The 15,827-nt window shown below is 59.8% G+C and carries 14 protein-coding genes; 5 read left to right on the forward strand and 9 right to left on the reverse strand.

The window, feature by feature from the left end; genetic code table 11:
• Window positions 1-103: 103 nt before the first annotated feature.
• Window positions 104-1,030 (reverse strand): Gfo/Idh/MocA family protein, encoded by a 927-nt coding sequence (locus AC4IHP_RS21675; protein WP_490832713.1) that lies wholly within the window; start codon window positions 1,028-1,030, stop codon window positions 104-106.
• Window positions 1,031-1,305: 275 nt separating this feature from the next.
• Here AC4IHP_RS21675 and AC4IHP_RS21680 point away from each other — a divergent pair, with 275 nt between their 5' ends.
• Together AC4IHP_RS21680 and AC4IHP_RS21685 are read left to right on the forward strand one after the other, a co-directional pair.
• Window positions 1,306-1,911, forward strand: coding sequence for an SCO family protein (locus AC4IHP_RS21680; protein WP_016774221.1), 606 nt, complete (start codon window positions 1,306-1,308; stop codon window positions 1,909-1,911).
• Window positions 1,911-2,390 (forward strand): copper chaperone PCu(A)C, encoded by a 480-nt coding sequence (locus tag AC4IHP_RS21685; protein ID WP_490832714.1) that lies wholly within the window; start codon window positions 1,911-1,913, stop codon window positions 2,388-2,390. The genes AC4IHP_RS21680 and AC4IHP_RS21685 overlap by 1 nt, the downstream gene beginning before the upstream one ends.
• Window positions 2,391-2,609: 219 nt before the next feature.
• On the opposite strand, the gene AC4IHP_RS21690 is transcribed toward AC4IHP_RS21685, so the two are convergent.
• The gene (locus AC4IHP_RS21690; RefSeq protein WP_490832715.1) at window positions 2,610-3,626 is read right to left on the reverse strand and encodes an ABC transporter substrate-binding protein; all 1,017 of its coding nucleotides are present in this window, start codon (window positions 3,624-3,626) and stop codon (window positions 2,610-2,612) included.
• Between the two features lie 110 nt (window positions 3,627-3,736).
• Between AC4IHP_RS21690 and AC4IHP_RS21695 the strand changes: the two genes are divergently transcribed.
• Window positions 3,737-3,934, forward strand: a complete 198-nt coding sequence (locus AC4IHP_RS21695; protein ID WP_490832716.1) for a hypothetical protein — start codon at window positions 3,737-3,739, stop codon at window positions 3,932-3,934.
• 18 nt (window positions 3,935-3,952) lie between these two features.
• Window positions 3,953-6,163: an LTA synthase family protein gene (locus tag AC4IHP_RS21700; protein ID WP_490832717.1), complete on the forward strand. Its 2,211-nt coding sequence runs from the start codon at window positions 3,953-3,955 to the stop codon at window positions 6,161-6,163.
• Window positions 6,164-6,172: 9 nt separating this feature from the next.
• Here AC4IHP_RS21700 and AC4IHP_RS21705 read toward each other — a convergent pair whose 3' ends face one another.
• Window positions 6,173-6,574 carry a hypothetical protein gene (locus tag AC4IHP_RS21705; RefSeq protein WP_490832718.1) on the reverse strand — a complete coding sequence of 134 codons (402 nt, stop codon included), beginning with the start codon at window positions 6,572-6,574 and terminating at the stop codon, window positions 6,173-6,175.
• A 287-nt stretch (window positions 6,575-6,861) separates the two neighbouring features.
• Between AC4IHP_RS21705 and katG the strand changes: the two genes are divergently transcribed.
• A complete protein-coding gene (katG, locus tag AC4IHP_RS21710; protein WP_490832719.1) occupies window positions 6,862-9,135 on the forward strand; it encodes a catalase/peroxidase HPI in 2,274 nt (757 codons plus the stop codon).
• 110 nt (window positions 9,136-9,245) lie between these two features.
• On the opposite strand, the gene pepN is transcribed toward katG, so the two are convergent.
• From pepN to AC4IHP_RS21740, 6 genes are read right to left on the reverse strand one after another with little or no spacing between them, the layout of a single operon-like run.
• A complete protein-coding gene (pepN, locus tag AC4IHP_RS21715; protein ID WP_490832720.1) occupies window positions 9,246-11,903 on the reverse strand; it encodes an aminopeptidase N in 2,658 nt (885 codons plus the stop codon).
• Window positions 11,904-11,913: 10 nt separating this feature from the next.
• Complete coding sequence (locus AC4IHP_RS21720; RefSeq protein ID WP_415762122.1) at window positions 11,914-12,744, reverse strand: DUF2797 domain-containing protein; 831 nt, start codon at window positions 12,742-12,744, stop codon at window positions 11,914-11,916.
• Entirely contained in the window at window positions 12,741-13,001 is a 261-nt protein-coding gene (locus AC4IHP_RS21725; RefSeq protein ID WP_016774215.1) for a YeaC family protein, read from the reverse strand. Before AC4IHP_RS21725 ends, AC4IHP_RS21720 begins: the two co-directional genes overlap by 4 nt.
• Before the next feature lie 35 nt (window positions 13,002-13,036).
• Window positions 13,037-13,906 carry a rhomboid family intramembrane serine protease gene (locus tag AC4IHP_RS21730; RefSeq protein ID WP_460119967.1) on the reverse strand — a complete coding sequence of 290 codons (870 nt, stop codon included), beginning with the start codon at window positions 13,904-13,906 and terminating at the stop codon, window positions 13,037-13,039.
• Complete coding sequence (locus AC4IHP_RS21735; protein WP_460119969.1) at window positions 13,903-14,874, reverse strand: metallophosphoesterase; 972 nt, start codon at window positions 14,872-14,874, stop codon at window positions 13,903-13,905. Before AC4IHP_RS21735 ends, AC4IHP_RS21730 begins: the two co-directional genes overlap by 4 nt.
• On the reverse strand, window positions 14,874-15,764 hold the full coding sequence (locus tag AC4IHP_RS21740; protein ID WP_041480619.1) for an NAD(+) kinase: 891 nt from the start codon (window positions 15,762-15,764) through the stop codon (window positions 14,874-14,876). The genes AC4IHP_RS21735 and AC4IHP_RS21740 overlap by 1 nt, the downstream gene beginning before the upstream one ends.
• Between the last annotated feature and the right edge of the window lie 63 nt (window positions 15,765-15,827).

Raw genomic sequence — 15,827 nt, forward strand, 5'->3', positions numbered from 1 at the left:
TGTTAGAAGCAGGCGTTAGTTGTCTGGCAGCCAGTCTCTTGACCTTGCCGTCTGGGCGACGCAGACCTGCTTACGCGCCCTGACGACTCAAGCTGAAATTCACTCAATCGTAAAACGGCTCAACCAACGCCCGACTACCGACAAAGAAACTGTCCGCCACCAAGCGCAACGGTTGCAGATCGAGGTCGCTGGCCTTGTCGCCGATCAATTGCTGGAAGTGGCGATAGACCGCTGCGTACTCGCCCTCCTCCGACACACGTTGGCGCACGCCGTCGATACTCAGCACGGCGCCGCCGTTGTCCAGGCGCAGGACGCCCTCGGCGCAGCGGATTTCGATGCTCCACAGTTCGTCGTGGCCATGGTCGAAGTCGAACTCGGCGCGCACGTCGAGACGACGCGCATCGGACATGTTGATCGAGGCGGCAATCGGCGACTGGCAGTTGCTCGGCACGCGCAGCTCGGCGGCTTCGACAAACAGCGGCAGCGCCAGCAGGTGGGTGACGATCGACAAGGCGTTGATGCCCGGGTCGAACACACCGAGGCCGCCCGGTTGCCAGATCCATGCCTGACCCGGATGCCACTTGCGCACGTCTTCCTTCCAGTCAATCTGTACGCTTTGCAGGGTGCGGCTGGCCAGCCAGTCGCGGGCGGCGGCGATGCCCGGCGCATAGCGCGAGTGCCAGGCGAACAAAGCACTGACGCCTTGTTCCGCGACTTGCTCGACCAGGGCCATGGCTTCGCCCAATGTTGCACAGGGCGGCTTTTCCACCAGCACGTGCTTGCCGGCCGCCAATGCCTGTTGCACCAGCGCGAAGCGCCCTTGCGGCGGCGTGCAGAACGCAATCGCATCGACGGTCGGGCCGTTCTCGAGCAGCTCGCCCAGAGACTGGAAGTTTTCCACCCCGGCGCAAGGTTTGCCTTGGGTAGCGACCGCCACTAACTGGAACGCTGGGTTGGCGAGGATGGCGGGGACGTGTTGATCCTGGGCGATCTTGCCGTAGCCCACCAGGCCGAGACGAATCGGTTGCATTACAGACTCCTGTTGTTGTTTTGGTCTTTGCAGCGCAGCGGCAAGAGTACGTGTTTCTGCGCTCGCCTCCAATCGTCATACTATTTAAATCGACTCTGATCACAACGGACGAATGAGGTGTATCCGTCATTTCTTCTTACACCTTTTGTCGCCCGATCCGGCACCGCGCGGCGTTCGGCAGCCGGCGATCAGCCTCAGTTTGCTATCATGCGGCGCTTTTACGGTTAACCCCTCGCCAGTCCTGCCGACTGGCAGGCTGCAAAAGGCGGTATTAGATGACGGCTTTGTTGACTCGCCGCAAGGTACTTGCGGGAATGGGCGTACTCGGGCTCGGCCTGCTCGCCGGTTGCGACACCCGTGGCCAACTGTCGTACAAGTACGGCAAGGATCTGAGCGACAAGATCCTCGGACGCACCTTCAAGCTGAAGAACCCCGAAGGCGAAACCATGTCGCTGTCGAGCTTTCGCGGAATGATGCCGATGATCTTCTTCGGCTTCACCCAGTGCCCGGCCGTTTGCCCCACCACCCTGGCCCGCGCCGCGCAGATCAAGAAACTCATGGGCCGCGACGGCGATCGTTTGCAAGTGGTGTTCATCACCCTCGACCCCGAGCGCGATACGCCGCAGATCCTCGACGCCTACGTCAAAGCCTTCGACCCGAGCTTCGTCGCGCTGTACGGCACGCTTGAGGAAACCAAGGCCACCGCCAAGGAATTCGACGTGTTCTACGAGAAAGTCCCGGCCGGCGACACCTACACCATCTCCCATACGTCCACCAGCTACGTCTATGACTCGCGTGGTGAGTTGCGCCTGGGCCTGTCCACTTCGCTGACGGCTCAAGAGTGCACGGAAGATTTGCTTACTGTTATGGAGGTCTGCTGATGCATCCCGTTCTGAATCACCTCAAACGCACCGTATGTGCACTGTCCCTGCTCGGCTTGGCCTTCCAGGTGTCGGCGCAGACCAAAGTCGACGACGCCTGGGTCCGTGCCACCGTGCCGACCCAGTCCGCCAGCGGCGCGTTCATGACCGTCACTGCCGACACCGACAGCAGGCTGCTCAGCGTTGCCTCGCCAGTGGCCAAGGACGTGCAGATTCATGAAATGAGCATGAAAAACGATGTGATGACCATGGGCCCGGTGAAATCGGTTGAGCTGCCAGCCGGCAAAGCCGTGAGCTTCGACCCGAACGGCTACCACGTGATGCTGATGGGCCTGACCGGTCAGTTGAAGGAAGGCGACAGCGTGCCGCTGACCCTGACCGTGGAAAATGCCAAGGGCGAGAAAGAAACCATCGAAGTCAAAGCACCGGTTCGAGCGCTAACCAACATGGGCGGCCACGATCACAGCAAGATGCATTGATCGCTGCCTGAAAGACTGTTCGCCTGACATAAAACGGGGCGGCCTGATCGATGATCGGGCCGCCCCGTTTTTTATTGGCCGGTAGAAGGCTTAAGCCCCTAAACCTGTGGGAGCGAGCCTGCTCGCGAAGGCATCAGGTCAGTCAAATCATCTGTGGCTGAAACTGCGCTTTCGCGAGCAGGCTCGCTCCCACATTAATTCTGGGTGACGCCCAAGCCCTCAACTCCCTGCGCCACCATGCGCTTCTTCAAAGAAGTAATCCTTCCAGCTCGCCGCTTTGTTCTTCAACACGCCCAGTTCCTGCAATTTCTCGGCATAAATGAACGTGCGTTGCGGTACGACGGTGAAGTCGATCTCCGGGTCTTTGACGATTTGCTCTACCAGTGCCAGCGGCAGTTTCGATTGCTCTACGCGGATGTAGGCCTGGGCGGCAGCGGGTTTGTCGGCTTTGATGATGTTCTCGGCTTCGGCCAGTGCGTCATAGAAAGCTTTGTAGGTTTTCGGGTTGTCGTCGTGGAATTTTTCCGTGGTGTAGAGCACGTTGAACGTCGCCGGGCCGCCGAGGATGTCGTAGGAACTCAACACTTTGTGCACGTTCGGGTTTTGCAGCGCCTGGTATTGAAACGGTGGGCTGGAGAAATGCGAGTTGATTTCCGAGCCGCCGGCAATCAGCGCAGCGGTGGCGTCCGGGTGCGGCAGGCTGACTGAAATGTTGTCGAACTTCTTGAACTGCTCGTCTCCGAATTCCCTGGCGGTTTCAATCTGCAGGGTGCGCGACTGGAAACCCACGCCAGCGGCTGGCACGGCGATGCGGTCCTTGTCGCTGAAGTCCTTGAGGGTTTTGATGTTCGGGTTGTTGGTCAGCAGGTAATTGGGCATCGAGCCCAGCGCGGCGATGGCTTTGACGTTCTGCTTGCCCTTGGTGCGGTCCCACACGGTGAGCATCGGCGGCACGCCGGCCGAGACGACGTCCAGCGCTCCGGTAAGCAGCGCCTCGTTCATCGCCGTGGCGCCGGAAATGCTGTTCCAGTCGACCTTGATCTCCAGGCCCTGGGCCTTGCCGTGTTTTTCGATCAGCTGTTGATCGCGCACGACGTCGAGAATCAGGTAACCGATGCCGAATTGCTGGGCGATGCTGATCTTGCCCTCGGCCTGGGCGAAGCTGCTGAACAGCGCACCCGCTGCCAGAGTAGCAGCCAACAGAGTCAGCGCAGAACGTTTGAACGGTGTGGCCATGACAACCTCGCAGCATGGGGATGGGCTGAAAGGTCTGACTTTATAGCTATAAAAAATAGAAATTAAATACCTTTATCGCATATCCATAGCACTGAGCGACTCGACGCCTGGTGAGAAAATTCTTCAGTGGTGCAGAGGCCTACAACAGTCTGAAACAAAAAACTGCTCCTTCTGAAAACGGCTCTAAGGCTCGAAACCCCCATCCGCTGCGGGCGCCGGAAATTTCAGGGATCGCCAGTCGCAGGTTTAAAAAGCCGATCAGCCTTCCTGCTCTTGATATCATCACCCACACTTTTTTGACCCTTTGATGACATGCAGGCCTTTTCGTGAGCGTTCTTTTCAACTGGCTGCGGCGGCCGAATGCCCGCCTCCTTTCCCTGATCGTTCTGGTATTGATGGTGCCGGTGTGCCTGCGTGTGGCCCTGGGCTGGTCGACACCGCTGGGCTTTCTCTCGGACCTGGCCGTCGGCAGTCTGCTGATCGTGGCGCTGCATCGCCGCGCGTGGTGGCTGGCCTTGCCAGTGCTGGTGTTCTGGGCGCTGCTGGCGATCGCTACGGCAGAACTGGTCAGCGCCGTGGGTCGGCTGCCGACGCCTTCCGATATTCATTATCTGATCGATCCGCAGTTCGTCGAGAATTCCACCGGCGGCGGACTTGCGCACCCTGCCCTGACCATCTCTTTGTTGGGTGCGCTGGTTTTCTGGCTGGTGGCTCAGTTTGTTGGTCGCGGCCTGTCTCGCCCTGCTCTGCCTCGCTCTGTCTGGGCCGCGCCAATCGTGTTGTTCGCCGCACATTGGGGAGCGCAAAACCTGTGGCCGAATGATGGCGACGCCTGGCGCCTGTACAACCTGCCGCATCAATTGCTCGCCAGCGAAGTCGCCGACCTGCAGATCCAGGCCGAGGAATGGCTGGACGGCGACGTTGAAGAACCCACACCGGCGATGGCCGGGCTCACCGACGTTGACCTCAATGGCCAGAAGCTGCTGGCTGCGCCGGGTCAGGCGCGCAATGTGCTGATCATTGCCCTGGAAGGCATTCCCGGCGCCTACATCCGCGCCAACCGCGAAGCGATCGGCAGTCATTACCAGGAAGACTTGATGCCCAACCTCAGCCGCTGGGCCGAGCGCGGCATGAACACCCCGGATTACGTGCTGCACACCCACCAGACCATTCGTGGTCTGTACGCCATGCTGTGCGGTGACTACGACAAGCTCAACAACGGCACGCCCAAAGGCGTGGAAATGCTCACCCTCAACGAACGCAATCAGGCCTGCCTGCCGGCGCAGCTGCGCGAACACGGCTTCAGCACTCATTACTTGCAGGGCGCGGGCCTGCGCTTCATGGCCAAAGACAAAATCATGCCGCACATCGGTTTCGATGCGACCCATGGCCTGGAATGGTTCAGCAACAGCAACTATCTGGAGTTCCCGTGGGGCAAGGATGACAAGGCGTTCTTCGAAGGTGCGCTGGATTATGTCGACCAACTGAAAAAACAAAAACAGCCGTGGATGCTCACGCTGCTGACAGTCGGTACCCACCAGCCCTACTCCGCACCGGACGATTATCTGCAGCGCTATGAAACACCGAAGCAGGCTGCCGTCGGTTATCTGGACGATGCGCTGGACCAGTTTTTATCAGGACTGGAACGCCAAGGTGTTCTAAAGGACACGCTGGTAGTCATCACCTCGGATGAATCCCATGGCATCGACGGCGTGCGTCTGGCCTCGTCATGGGGTTTCAATCTGACGCTGGCACCGGAACAGGCTCAGCTGCCGCGTCTGAATGCCGGGGTTTACGGCCACGTCGATCTGAGCACTTCGATTCTCGACTATTTCGACCTGCCGGTGCCGACTGCGCTGAGCGGGCGGTCATTGTTCCGCGACTACGATACCGGTCGCGAGATCATGTCCTTCACCAACGGCAAACTGCGCTACCACAACGGTCAGGGCATCTTCTCCGAGTGCGACCTGCCGCGCCGCTGCCGCTACTACCAAAGCGCCGGCTTCATCGCCGAAAGCGCCATCTACAAAGGCACCTACAGCGGCCATCCGGCCCGACAGATTGCCGCGCGCGCCGATGCTCTGGACTTGTCGTTGCTGCGCACACCACTCAATCATCGCTACCAGTTCGGGAGCAACAACATCATCCCTCTGCAAGCGCAGATCAAGGATGACTGGGCCGACAACCTGATTGGCGCGCAATACCTGGAAATGCCCAAAGGCTCACACACCCGCGTACGCCTGACCGTGCGCTCGGTCGATCCGCAGCAGGCGGCGTACATTCAGCTCAAGGCCAAGGAATTCGAACAGGACGTGCAATTGGGCCTGCCGGCTGAAATGGTGGCGACGGCGGATCAGCCGCTGGAGATGGATTTCAGCTTTGAAAACCCGCAGCCGCGCAAAGCCTTCTCGTTTCATTTGCTGGGCTATGGCAATGGCGCGGTCGAGGTCTCGGACTTCAGCGTGATCACTGAACTGCCTGGGCAGGATGACATTCTTGATGACGTGCCCGAGGACGACACCGCGCAATCGAGTTGACGTCTTTATTTATAAAGGCTGCGCTCGCCTGTCACTTTGCCTTGGGGTATCGAGTGTAAGATCGAAATTGCCTGTCACTTTCCCGGCTTTTCCCAGATCCAGAGCAAAAGTGCCTGTTACGGTTTTGCGAAAATTGGCAAAGGTGACGATGAGTTCACCCTCAATAATGTGTTGGTCAAAATGATTGATCACAACCTTCCAATACCGTCCCATGGTTGGAAAAGTCACTGTGTGAGGCCCATCCCCCTCCAACGAATTCGGAACAGACAAATCCACCGTGTGTTTAAAATCGTCAGTTCCGATGATGATAAATTCCTTCTCGGTCTCTGCATAAACACATAACTTGCTCTCCAGAAATTTATCGTCATCGAGAAACGCGACAAAGCTACCGGTAGCATTTCGTTTGTTCATAAGGTCACTTGTTCTGTCCTGAGACATGTCGATATTCCCTTAAGGTAAAGGTGACGTTGCGTTGACTCCAACATATTGTGATTGCGTGGTATCAACCACTGTCAAAGCTGACAGTTTTTAAGATCGCTACGAAATAACGCCGCTTTTGCATCACGATATCGCGCTAGCAAAAGAGCCTGCCTATCGCCTGCCAAGACTGCGGCTATTAGCCGACTTGCCAACTCGGGTCTAGCCTTACCAGTCCGAAGTCGGCACGAGCCGGCCGCAGACCTGATAGGGATACGAACATGGCAAACGAATCGAAATGCCCGTTCAACCACGCCGCCGGCGGCGGTACGACGAACCGTGACTGGTGGCCGAATCAACTCAATCTGAAAATTCTCAGCCAGCATTCCCCCAAGTCCGATCCGCTGGGCCAGGACTTCGACTACGCCAAGGCCTTCAAAAGCCTCGACTTCCAGGCGCTGAAACAGGACATCAAAGCGCTGATGACTGATTCTCAGGATTGGTGGCCGGCCGACTTCGGCCATTACGGTCCGCTGTTCGTGCGCATGGCCTGGCACAGCGCCGGGACCTATCGCACCGCCGACGGCCGTGGGGGCGCCGGTTCCGGTCAGCAACGCTTTGCGCCGCTCAACAGTTGGCCGGACAACGTCAGCCTCGATAAGGCCCGCCGCTTGCTGTGGCCGATCAAGCAGAAATATGGACGCAACATTTCCTGGGCCGACCTGATCGTGCTCACCGGCAACGTCGCGCTGGAATCCATGGGCTTCAAGACCTTCGGTTTTTCCGGTGGCCGCGCCGATGTCTGGGAACCGGATGAAGATGTGTACTGGGGTTCGGAAACCGAGTGGCTTGGCGGCGACAACCGTTACGGCAAGAGCAATGGCCCGGTGCAGGAGCCCGGCGACGGCACGCTGGTGGCTGAGCCCGATTTGCATGGCCGCGAAGAAAGCCGCACCGATCAGGGCGAACGCAATCTGGAAAACCCCCTCGCCGCTGTGCAGATGGGCTTGATCTACGTCAACCCGGAAGGCCCGGAAGGCAACCCGGATCCGGTGGCCTCGGCCAAGGATATCCGCGAAACCTTCGGCCGCATGGCCATGAACGATGAAGAAACCGTGGCGCTGATCGCCGGCGGCCATGCCTTCGGCAAGACCCACGGCGCCGGCCCTGCCGACAATGTCGGCCCAGAGCCGGAAGCGGCAGGTCTGGAGCAGCAAGGTCTGGGCTGGAAAAACGCCTTCGGCACCGGCAAAGGCGCCGACACCATTACCAGCGGTCTGGAAGTCACCTGGACCACCACGCCCACGCAATGGAGCAACAACTATCTGGAAAACCTGTTCGGCTTCGAGTGGGAGCTGACCAAAAGTCCGGCAGGCGCCAATCAGTGGCAACCGAAAAACGGCGCGGGTGCGGGCACTGTTCCCCACGCTCACGATCCGAGCAAGAAGCTCTCGCCGACCATGCTCACCTCCGATCTGGCGCTGCGCTTCGATCCTGCCTATGAACAGATCTCGCGGCGCTTCCTGGCCAATCCTGATCAACTCGCCGACGCGTTCGCCCGCGCCTGGTACAAGCTGATCCATCGGGACATGGGGCCGCTCTCTCGCTACCTCGGGCCGGAAATGCCGCAAGAGGAATTGCTCTGGCAAGACCCGCTGCCCGACGTAACGCATCCGCTGATCGATGACAGCGACGCCACTGCGCTGAAAAACAAGGTGCTGGCTTCAGGACTGTCGGTGTCACAACTGGTCTCGACCGCGTGGGCGGCGGCGTCGACCTTCCGCGGTTCAGACAAGCGCGGCGGTGCCAACGGCGGGCGCTTGCGTCTGGCCCCACAGAAGTTCTGGCAGGCCAACCAGCCCGAGCAACTGGACAAGGTGCTGAGCACACTGGAAGGCATTCAGAACGAGTTCAACAACGGCGCGGCCGGTGGCAAGAAAATCTCGCTGGCTGACTTGATCGTGCTGGCCGGCAATGCCGGGGTGGAGAAAGCCGCGCAAAACGCCGGGCATTCAGTGTCGGCGCCGTTCTCGCCGGGCCGCGTCGATGCTTCGCAGGAGCAGACCGATGTCGAATCGTTCGGCTTCCTCGAACCGATCGCCGATGGTTTCCGCAATTACAGCAAAGGCAAATACACGGTTGCGGCAGAAACCCTGCTGATCGACAAGGCGCAATTGCTTACCCTCACGGCACCGGAAATGACCGTGCTGCTGGGTGGTTTGCGGGTATTGAACACCAATGTCGGCCAGACGCGGCATGGCGTGTTCACCGATAAAACCGAAACGCTGACCAATGACTTTTTCACCCACCTGCTGGACATGGGAGTTGAGTGGACCCCAACGTCACGGGATGCCGATGAGTTTGAAGGCCGTGACCGCAAGACCGGGGCGCCAAAGTGGACGGCGACGCGAGTGGATCTGGTGTTCGGCTCGAATGCGCAATTGCGCGCATTGGCCGAAGTGTATGCCAGCGCCGATGCCAAGACGCAGTTCGTCAACGATTTCGTCAAGGCATGGACGAAGGTGATGAATCTGGATCGGTTTGACCTGCGATAACCGAGCAAACGCAACGCCTCATGCAGGAGCTGCCGAAGGCTGCGATCTTTTGATCTTCAAAATCAAAAGATCGCAGCCTCGTTTCACTCGACAGCTCCTACCGGAGCAGGTTACGCCAGGCTCTTGCTCACCACCTCATACACATCGCTGGACAGCGACCCGGACGCCAGAATGCGCTCCAGCTCAGCCTTCATCAACGCCTGACGGGCGCTGTCGTATTTGCGCCAGCGGGTCAGCGGGGCCAGTTGGCGCGAGGCGATCTGTGGGTTGAAACCGTTCAGTTCGATCACCAGATCGGCAAGGAAGCGATAACCGGAACCGTCCGCCGCGTGGAAGTTGATCAGGTTCTGCCCGGCGAAGGCGCCGATCAGTGCCCGCACCTTGTTCGGGTTCTTGATGTTGAACGCCGGGTGCTGCATCAACGCCTTCACCCGCTCCAAACCGCCCGGCAAGGTGCTGCCGGCCTGCACGCTGAACCACTGATCCATGACCAGCGGATTGTCCTTGAAGTGCTCCGCGAAGCTGGCCAAAGCCAGGGCCTTCTGCTCTTCGAACGGCGAGTTGACCAGCACGGCCAGCGCGGTCAGGCGCTCGGTCATGTTGTCGGCAGTTTCGAACTGCTCCAGGGCCGCTGCCAGTACTTCCGGCTTGCCGCTAAGCATCAGATACGACAAGGCGATGTTCTGCAAGGCGCGACGGGCGAAGTGCTCGGCCTCGGCCACGTACGGTGTCTTTTTCGACAAGTCGCGGTTGGCCTGATAACGCAGCCACAGCGCTTCGAACAAGCCTTCAGCGAGTTGCTTGCGGGCAAATTCGCGAGCGACATGAATCGCCTCGACGTCGGCCACTTCGCTGATCTCGGTGAGATAAGCCTCCCCCGGCAGCGAGAGCATTTCGGCAACCATCGCCTGATCCAGCGACTCATCGGACAGCACCGTGCGCAGCGCCGACACCAGACGCGGATCGAGCTTCAGGCTCTCGCCCTTCTGCTGCTGAGCAATCAGTTCCTGAAGCACTTGCACCGACAATTGCTGACCGGCATCCCAGCGGTTGAAACCGTCGCTGTCGTGCTGCATCAGGAACATCAGTTGATCGCGGTTGTAAGGGAAGCTCAGTTTCACCGGTGCTGAAAAGCCGCGCAGCAGCGATGGCAGCGGCTGTTCGTCGATGTCGACGAACGTGAAGGTCTGCTCGGCCTCGGTCACCGAGATCACCCGAGTGGTGCCTTGTGCCGAGGTTTCGCCCGCCAGACGCAGGGCGATTTCGTTGCCCAGACTGTCGAGCAAGCCGAGCTCGACCGGAATCACGAATGGCAGTTTTTCTACTTTGTCCGGAGTCGGCGGGCAGCTCTGGCGGAAGGTCAGACTGTAGGTTTTTGCGGCAGCGTCGTAGGACTCGCTCACCGCCAGACGCGGCGTGCCGGCCTGACTGTACCAGCGCTTGAACTGACTGAGGTCGACGCCATTGGCGTCCTCCATGGCCTTGATGAAATCGTCACAGGTCACGGCCTGGCCGTCATGGCGATCGAAGTACAGATCGCTGCCCTTACGGAAGCCTTCGGCGCCCAGCAAGGTGTGGATCATGCCGACTACTTCCGAGCCCTTTTCGTACACGGTCAGGGTGTAGAAGTTGGAAATCTCGATGAAGCTGTCCGGGCGCACGGCGTGGGCCATCGGGCCGGCATCTTCGGCGAACTGGTGGGTGCGCAGATACGCCACGTCCTGAATACGCTTGACCGTCGCCGAGTTCATGTCCGAGGAAAAACCGGCATCGCGGAACACCGTGAAGCCTTCCTTGAGCGACAGCTGGAACCAGTCACGGCAGGTCACGCGGTTGCCCGACCAGTTGTGGAAATATTCGTGGGCGACAATCGCCTCGACCCGCTGGTGCGCGGCATCAGTCGCGGTTTCGGCGCGGGCCAGCACGGCGCTGGAGTTGAAGATGTTGAGGCCCTTGTTCTCCATCGCGCCCATGTTGAAATCGTTGACGGCGACGATCATGAAGATGTCCAGATCGTACTCGCGACCGTAGACCTCTTCGTCCCAGCGCATGGATTTCTTCAGGCTGTTCATCGCGTGCTGGCACTTGTCGATGTTTTCCGGCTCGACATAAATGCGCAGCGCGACGTTGCGCTGGCTCATGGTGGTGAAGGTGTCTTCGACGCACCACAAGTCACCGGCGACCAGCGCGAACAGGTACGCCGGTTTCTTGAACGGGTCCTCCCAGGTCGCCCAGTGCCGGCCGTCTTCGCCGGGGCCGGAAGCGATCGGGTTGCCGTTGGAGAGCAGCACCGGGTAGCTGTGCTGTTCGGCCACGACGGTGGTAGTGAACTTGCTCATCACGTCCGGACGGTCGAGGTAATAAGTGATCTTGCGAAAGCCCTCGGCCTCGCACTGGGTGCAGAACATCGTGCCGGACTTGTACAGGCCTTCCAGCGCGGTATTGGTTTCCGGGTGGATGCGCACGCTGGTGTCGAGGGTGAACGTTTCACTGCTCGGCTGCAGGGTCAGGTGACTGTCCGAGACTTGATAGTCAGCGGCACTCAGCTCCTGGTCCGCCAGCGTTACCGAGAGCAGTTCCAGTTGCTGGCCGTCGAGCACCAGCGGCGGCAGGCCGGCGCCACGCTCGGGGTTGCGGCGCATCACCAGTTGCGCGTGAACCAGGCTGTGGTCCTCGAACAACTCGAAGGTCAGGTGGGTTTCGTCGATCAGGTACTCGGGCGCCTGATAGTCCTTGAGGTAAATCATCTTCGGTTGTTCGGTGCGCATGCTGGAATCCTTATTGATGCACGGCGAGCTGGTAAGCCGTGTATTTACGAATGTTGATCACGCCGGTGTCGAAGATCAGGTACTGGCCCTTGATCCCCAGCAGCGTGCCTTCGGCAATCGGGTTCTTGTCCAGGTTGAAGCTGACGATTTTCGCCGGGTATTGCTCGACCGGGTAGCGGATTTCCAGCGGTTCGACATCGGCAATCGTCTGAATTGCCTGTAGGCCGAATCGCTCCTGCAAACCTTGCAGGCCTTCTGCGCAGCTTTCGAACAGTTGATCACGCACCTGCGCCAGATCCACCGCCGCCGCATCGCCCTTGAGCAGTGCGCGCCAGTTGGTCTTGTCCGCCACCTGACTGCGGAACAGGTCTTCGACAAACCCCGATTGCTGGCGCGTGGATACGCGCATGATCGGCAGCGCCTGACTCGCGCCCTGATCGAGCCAGCGGGTCGGCAACTGCGTGGCACGGGTGATGCCGACCTTGATCCCCGACGAGTTGGCCAGATAAACCACATGATCGGTCATGCAGAACTGCTGGCCCCACACCGGATCGCGGCAGGTGCCGGCGTCGAAATGGCAGCGCTCCGGGCTCATGATGCACAGATCGCACTGCGCCAGTTTGGTCATGCACGGGTAGCAATAACCCTGACTGAAACTGGTTTTGGTCCTGCGCCCGCAATGGGTGCAATGGATTGCTCCCAGGAACTCCAAACGCAGCGTGCTCCCGATCAACGGGTTGACCGGCACCTCGACGTCATCCAGACGAAACGCGTACTGCACGTTCGACCCGTCCAGACGCGCCGACATTTTGCTGATTGCACCGCGGCCAATCTCGATCAATGGATGGCATCCGACTTGAACAGGATGTTCGGCACTTCGATCGACTTCGACGCACACTCTTGCGGGCCCATGTAACCGGTGCGCTGGTCTTCCGGCAGGTTCTGGATTTCCCAGGCAATCATTGCCTGCAACGACAGCTCGCGCTGCTCGGCGGTGAGTTTGTTGCCGTCGGACCATTTGCCGATTTCCACGGCCAGTTTCAGGCTTTCGTAGATGTCCGGGGTGATGTTGTTGATCATGTCGTTGAAAGAGGACATCAGGGTCTCCGCGCTCTTTACTGAAACAAAAAATTTTAGACGGCCAGTTTACGGCGGTTATACAAACCGCCCAACAAACCGGTAAAGCATCCGATGAGTAACCCGCTCAGGTGCGCGGCGTTGGCGATCTGGCCGAAACCGATCAGCGAGATCAGCCCGGACATGCACACCACCAGCCACACCAGCATCATCACCAGTACCCCGCGCGGCAGGCGATAGGCCGGGTTCGGCGCCAGCAGCTGGAAGATCCAGCAATGTCCGAGCAAGCCGTAAAGCACGCCGGACAGACCGCCGAACAGGCTCGGGCCGCTCCAGACGAACTGCGCGTAGTTGGACACCAGACTGAACAGCAGCGTCAGGCCGATCAGGTTGATGCTGCCCTGGCGCGACTCGATGCGCCGCCCCAGCTCCCAGTACCACATGCCGTTCATGGCCAGATGGAGAATGCCGAAGTGGATCAGCATCGGCGTGACCAGCCGCCACCACTGCCCTGCCGCCAGACTGTCGGCCAGCGGCGTGAAATGGATGTACTCGCCGATCACGCGGAAATCGAGGAAGGTCAGCCAGCGCAGCGTTTCCAGGTTTTCGCCGAGAAAGGTCAAGCCACCGACGATCAGGCTCAACAGCATAATGAACCCGGTGGCTTTGGCGTGTTTCAGCTGTTCGGCGAAGCCTGGTCGTTTGAAGGTCTGGCCTGCGGGAATGTCGAGTTGCTGATCCGGATCGCCGGCCGGGAAGCGCTCGTACAGCGAACGCACGTCCTCGCTGATTTCCTCCGGCGCCCACAACACCTGCTCGCCCGCCTCTTCACTGACCCGATGGGGCACTTGCATGCGTTGCAGCAGTTTGACGAAACCGCTCAAATCCACCGCCAACGGCAGGCGCAATACCGCTATCGCACTCATTGCAGCACCTCCGGCCGCTCGACATCGACCCAGACGAATTTTTGCGGATCCAGGCGCGTTTCCTGATCCAGACGATAGGCCACCAGTTTGCCGTAGAGCACCGCACTGTAATCCAGGCACGCGAGGTTCGGGCGGATCGGCGCCGGTTTGCCGCTGCGCCAGTAATGGCCGACGAACAGCAACGGCTCGTCGACGCCATAGCGCAGCAAAGAATTCTTTTCGCTTGAAGTCAGCGGCGTCTGCGCGACAGGTTCTGGCAACGCATCGGGCTGGAAGACGATGTCGCCGTAGGTTTTCGGGTCGTCTTCCCAGAACTTGGTGCGAAAGAACGAACGCACCAGACCGTCGCCGCTAGTCATGGTCAGGCCACCGGGCAGACGCATGTCGGTGCCGCGCAGCAAGCGGTCGAACACGGTGCAGGCGAAGCTGCCGGGAACCGCCGAGGCCTGGAGGAAATGCTCATCGACGCAGCCATTGGGGAACAACGCCCGCAGCGGCTCGATAAGCCCGGCATCCCAGCACGCATGCACCACGCGAAAACGACCGGCATCGACGAACAGCGGTAGCTCGTAGAACCACTGCTGGAAGTCATGCCAGTCGCCGGGATGGTCTTCAAATTGAGTCAGGGTTTCCTGCAGCAGCCGTGCATGGCGCTTGGTATGTTCGCGCACGAACTGCTTGCCGCTGCCTGGTGGCGCCGGAGTTACCCAGCCGAGCGCGTTGAATTCATGGTTGCCCATGATGCACAGCGCCTGCCCCGCCTCGACCATGTCATGGACGATGTGCAGCGCCTCGCGAATGCGCGGGCCACGGTCGATGATGTCGCCGACGAACACTGCCATGCGTGACGGATGGCGCCAGACCCCGCCCTGCTTGTGATAACCGAGACGGTCCAGCAAGTGTTCGAGGGTCAGAGCGCATCCGTGCACGTCACCGATCAGGTCGTAACTGCGCGCGGGATCGAGCATCAGTCGCCTCCGCCTCCCAACTTGCTGCCCCAGCCAAGCTTGGTGCGGCACACCTCGTAGTAATTGTGATCGAGCGGATGAATCAGGCGCAGCTTCTGCGCTTTCTTGCTCACGGTGATGGTGTCGCCCGGTGCGCAGGTGAAGTGGTTCTGGCCGTCGCAGGAAACCTGCGGGTAGATCTGCATATCTTTGGACACGACGATTTTCAGCTCACTGTTGCCATCGACCACGATCGGCCGTCCCGACAAGGTATGGGGGTACATCGGCACAATCACAATAGCGTCGAGCTTGGGATGCATGATCGGCCCGCCGGCAGACAAGGCGTAGGCAGTGGAGCCGGTGGGCGTGGCGACGATCAGGCCGTCGGCCTTCTGACTGCAGACGAACTGGCCGTCGATGTACAGCTCGAATTCGATCATCCGCGTCGATTTGCCCGGGTGCAGCACCACGTCGTTGAGCGCATCGCCCTGGCCGATGGCCTCGCCATGGCGACGCACTTCGGCTTGCAGCAGGAAGCGGTTTTCCACCAGATAGTGGCCGTCGAGCACTTCGGCGACCTTGATTTCCAGCTCGTCGGGGCGAATATCGGTGAGGAAGCCGAGGCTGCCACGGTTGATGCCCAGCACCGGAATATTATGTCTGGCCAGCGCCCGCGCGGCGCCGAGCAGGCTGCCGTCACCGCCGACGACGATGACCATGTCGCAGACTTCGCCAAGCATCTTGCGCGACGAGGTTTGCAGGCCGTGGCCGGGCAGGACTTCAGCGATGGTGTCTTCGAGGATCACATGCAGGTGACGGTCGAGCAGAAAGCGTTTCAGTCGGCGGACGGTATCCAGCACCTGGGAACTGCCCAGGCGACCGATGATGCCGATATTACGAAATTGCTCCATGGGACCTCTGCGGACAATCGAAAACGCGAAAACCCGATTATGGGCGAAAGCGCCAGATAGACA

The sequence above is a fragment of the Pseudomonas sp. UF-293 genome (assembly GCF_058245595.1).

Bases quoted from the DNA above. Each gene is read 5' to 3' on its own strand.
- AC4IHP_RS21705 (WP_490832718.1), bottom strand. From the start codon at position 6,574: ATGAACAAACGAAATGCTACCGGTAGCTTTGTCGCGTTTCTCGATGAC.
- pepN (WP_490832720.1), bottom strand. From the start codon at position 11,903: ATGCGCACCGAACAACCGAAGATGATTTACCTCAAGGACTATCAGGCG.
- katG (WP_490832719.1), top strand. From the start codon at position 6,862: ATGGCAAACGAATCGAAATGCCCGTTCAACCACGCCGCCGGCGGCGGT.
- AC4IHP_RS21740 (WP_041480619.1), bottom strand. From the start codon at position 15,764: ATGGAGCAATTTCGTAATATCGGCATCATCGGTCGCCTGGGCAGTTCC.
- AC4IHP_RS21685 (WP_490832714.1), top strand. From the start codon at position 1,911: ATGCATCCCGTTCTGAATCACCTCAAACGCACCGTATGTGCACTGTCC.
- AC4IHP_RS21675 (WP_490832713.1), bottom strand. From the start codon at position 1,030: ATGCAACCGATTCGTCTCGGCCTGGTGGGCTACGGCAAGATCGCCCAG.
- AC4IHP_RS21680 (WP_016774221.1), top strand. From the start codon at position 1,306: ATGACGGCTTTGTTGACTCGCCGCAAGGTACTTGCGGGAATGGGCGTA.
- AC4IHP_RS21725 (WP_016774215.1), bottom strand. From the start codon at position 13,001: ATGTCCTCTTTCAACGACATGATCAACAACATCACCCCGGACATCTAC.
- AC4IHP_RS21690 (WP_490832715.1), bottom strand. From the start codon at position 3,626: ATGGCCACACCGTTCAAACGTTCTGCGCTGACTCTGTTGGCTGCTACT.
- AC4IHP_RS21735 (WP_460119969.1), bottom strand. From the start codon at position 14,874: ATGCTCGATCCCGCGCGCAGTTACGACCTGATCGGTGACGTGCACGGA.
- AC4IHP_RS21730 (WP_460119967.1), bottom strand. From the start codon at position 13,906: ATGAGTGCGATAGCGGTATTGCGCCTGCCGTTGGCGGTGGATTTGAGC.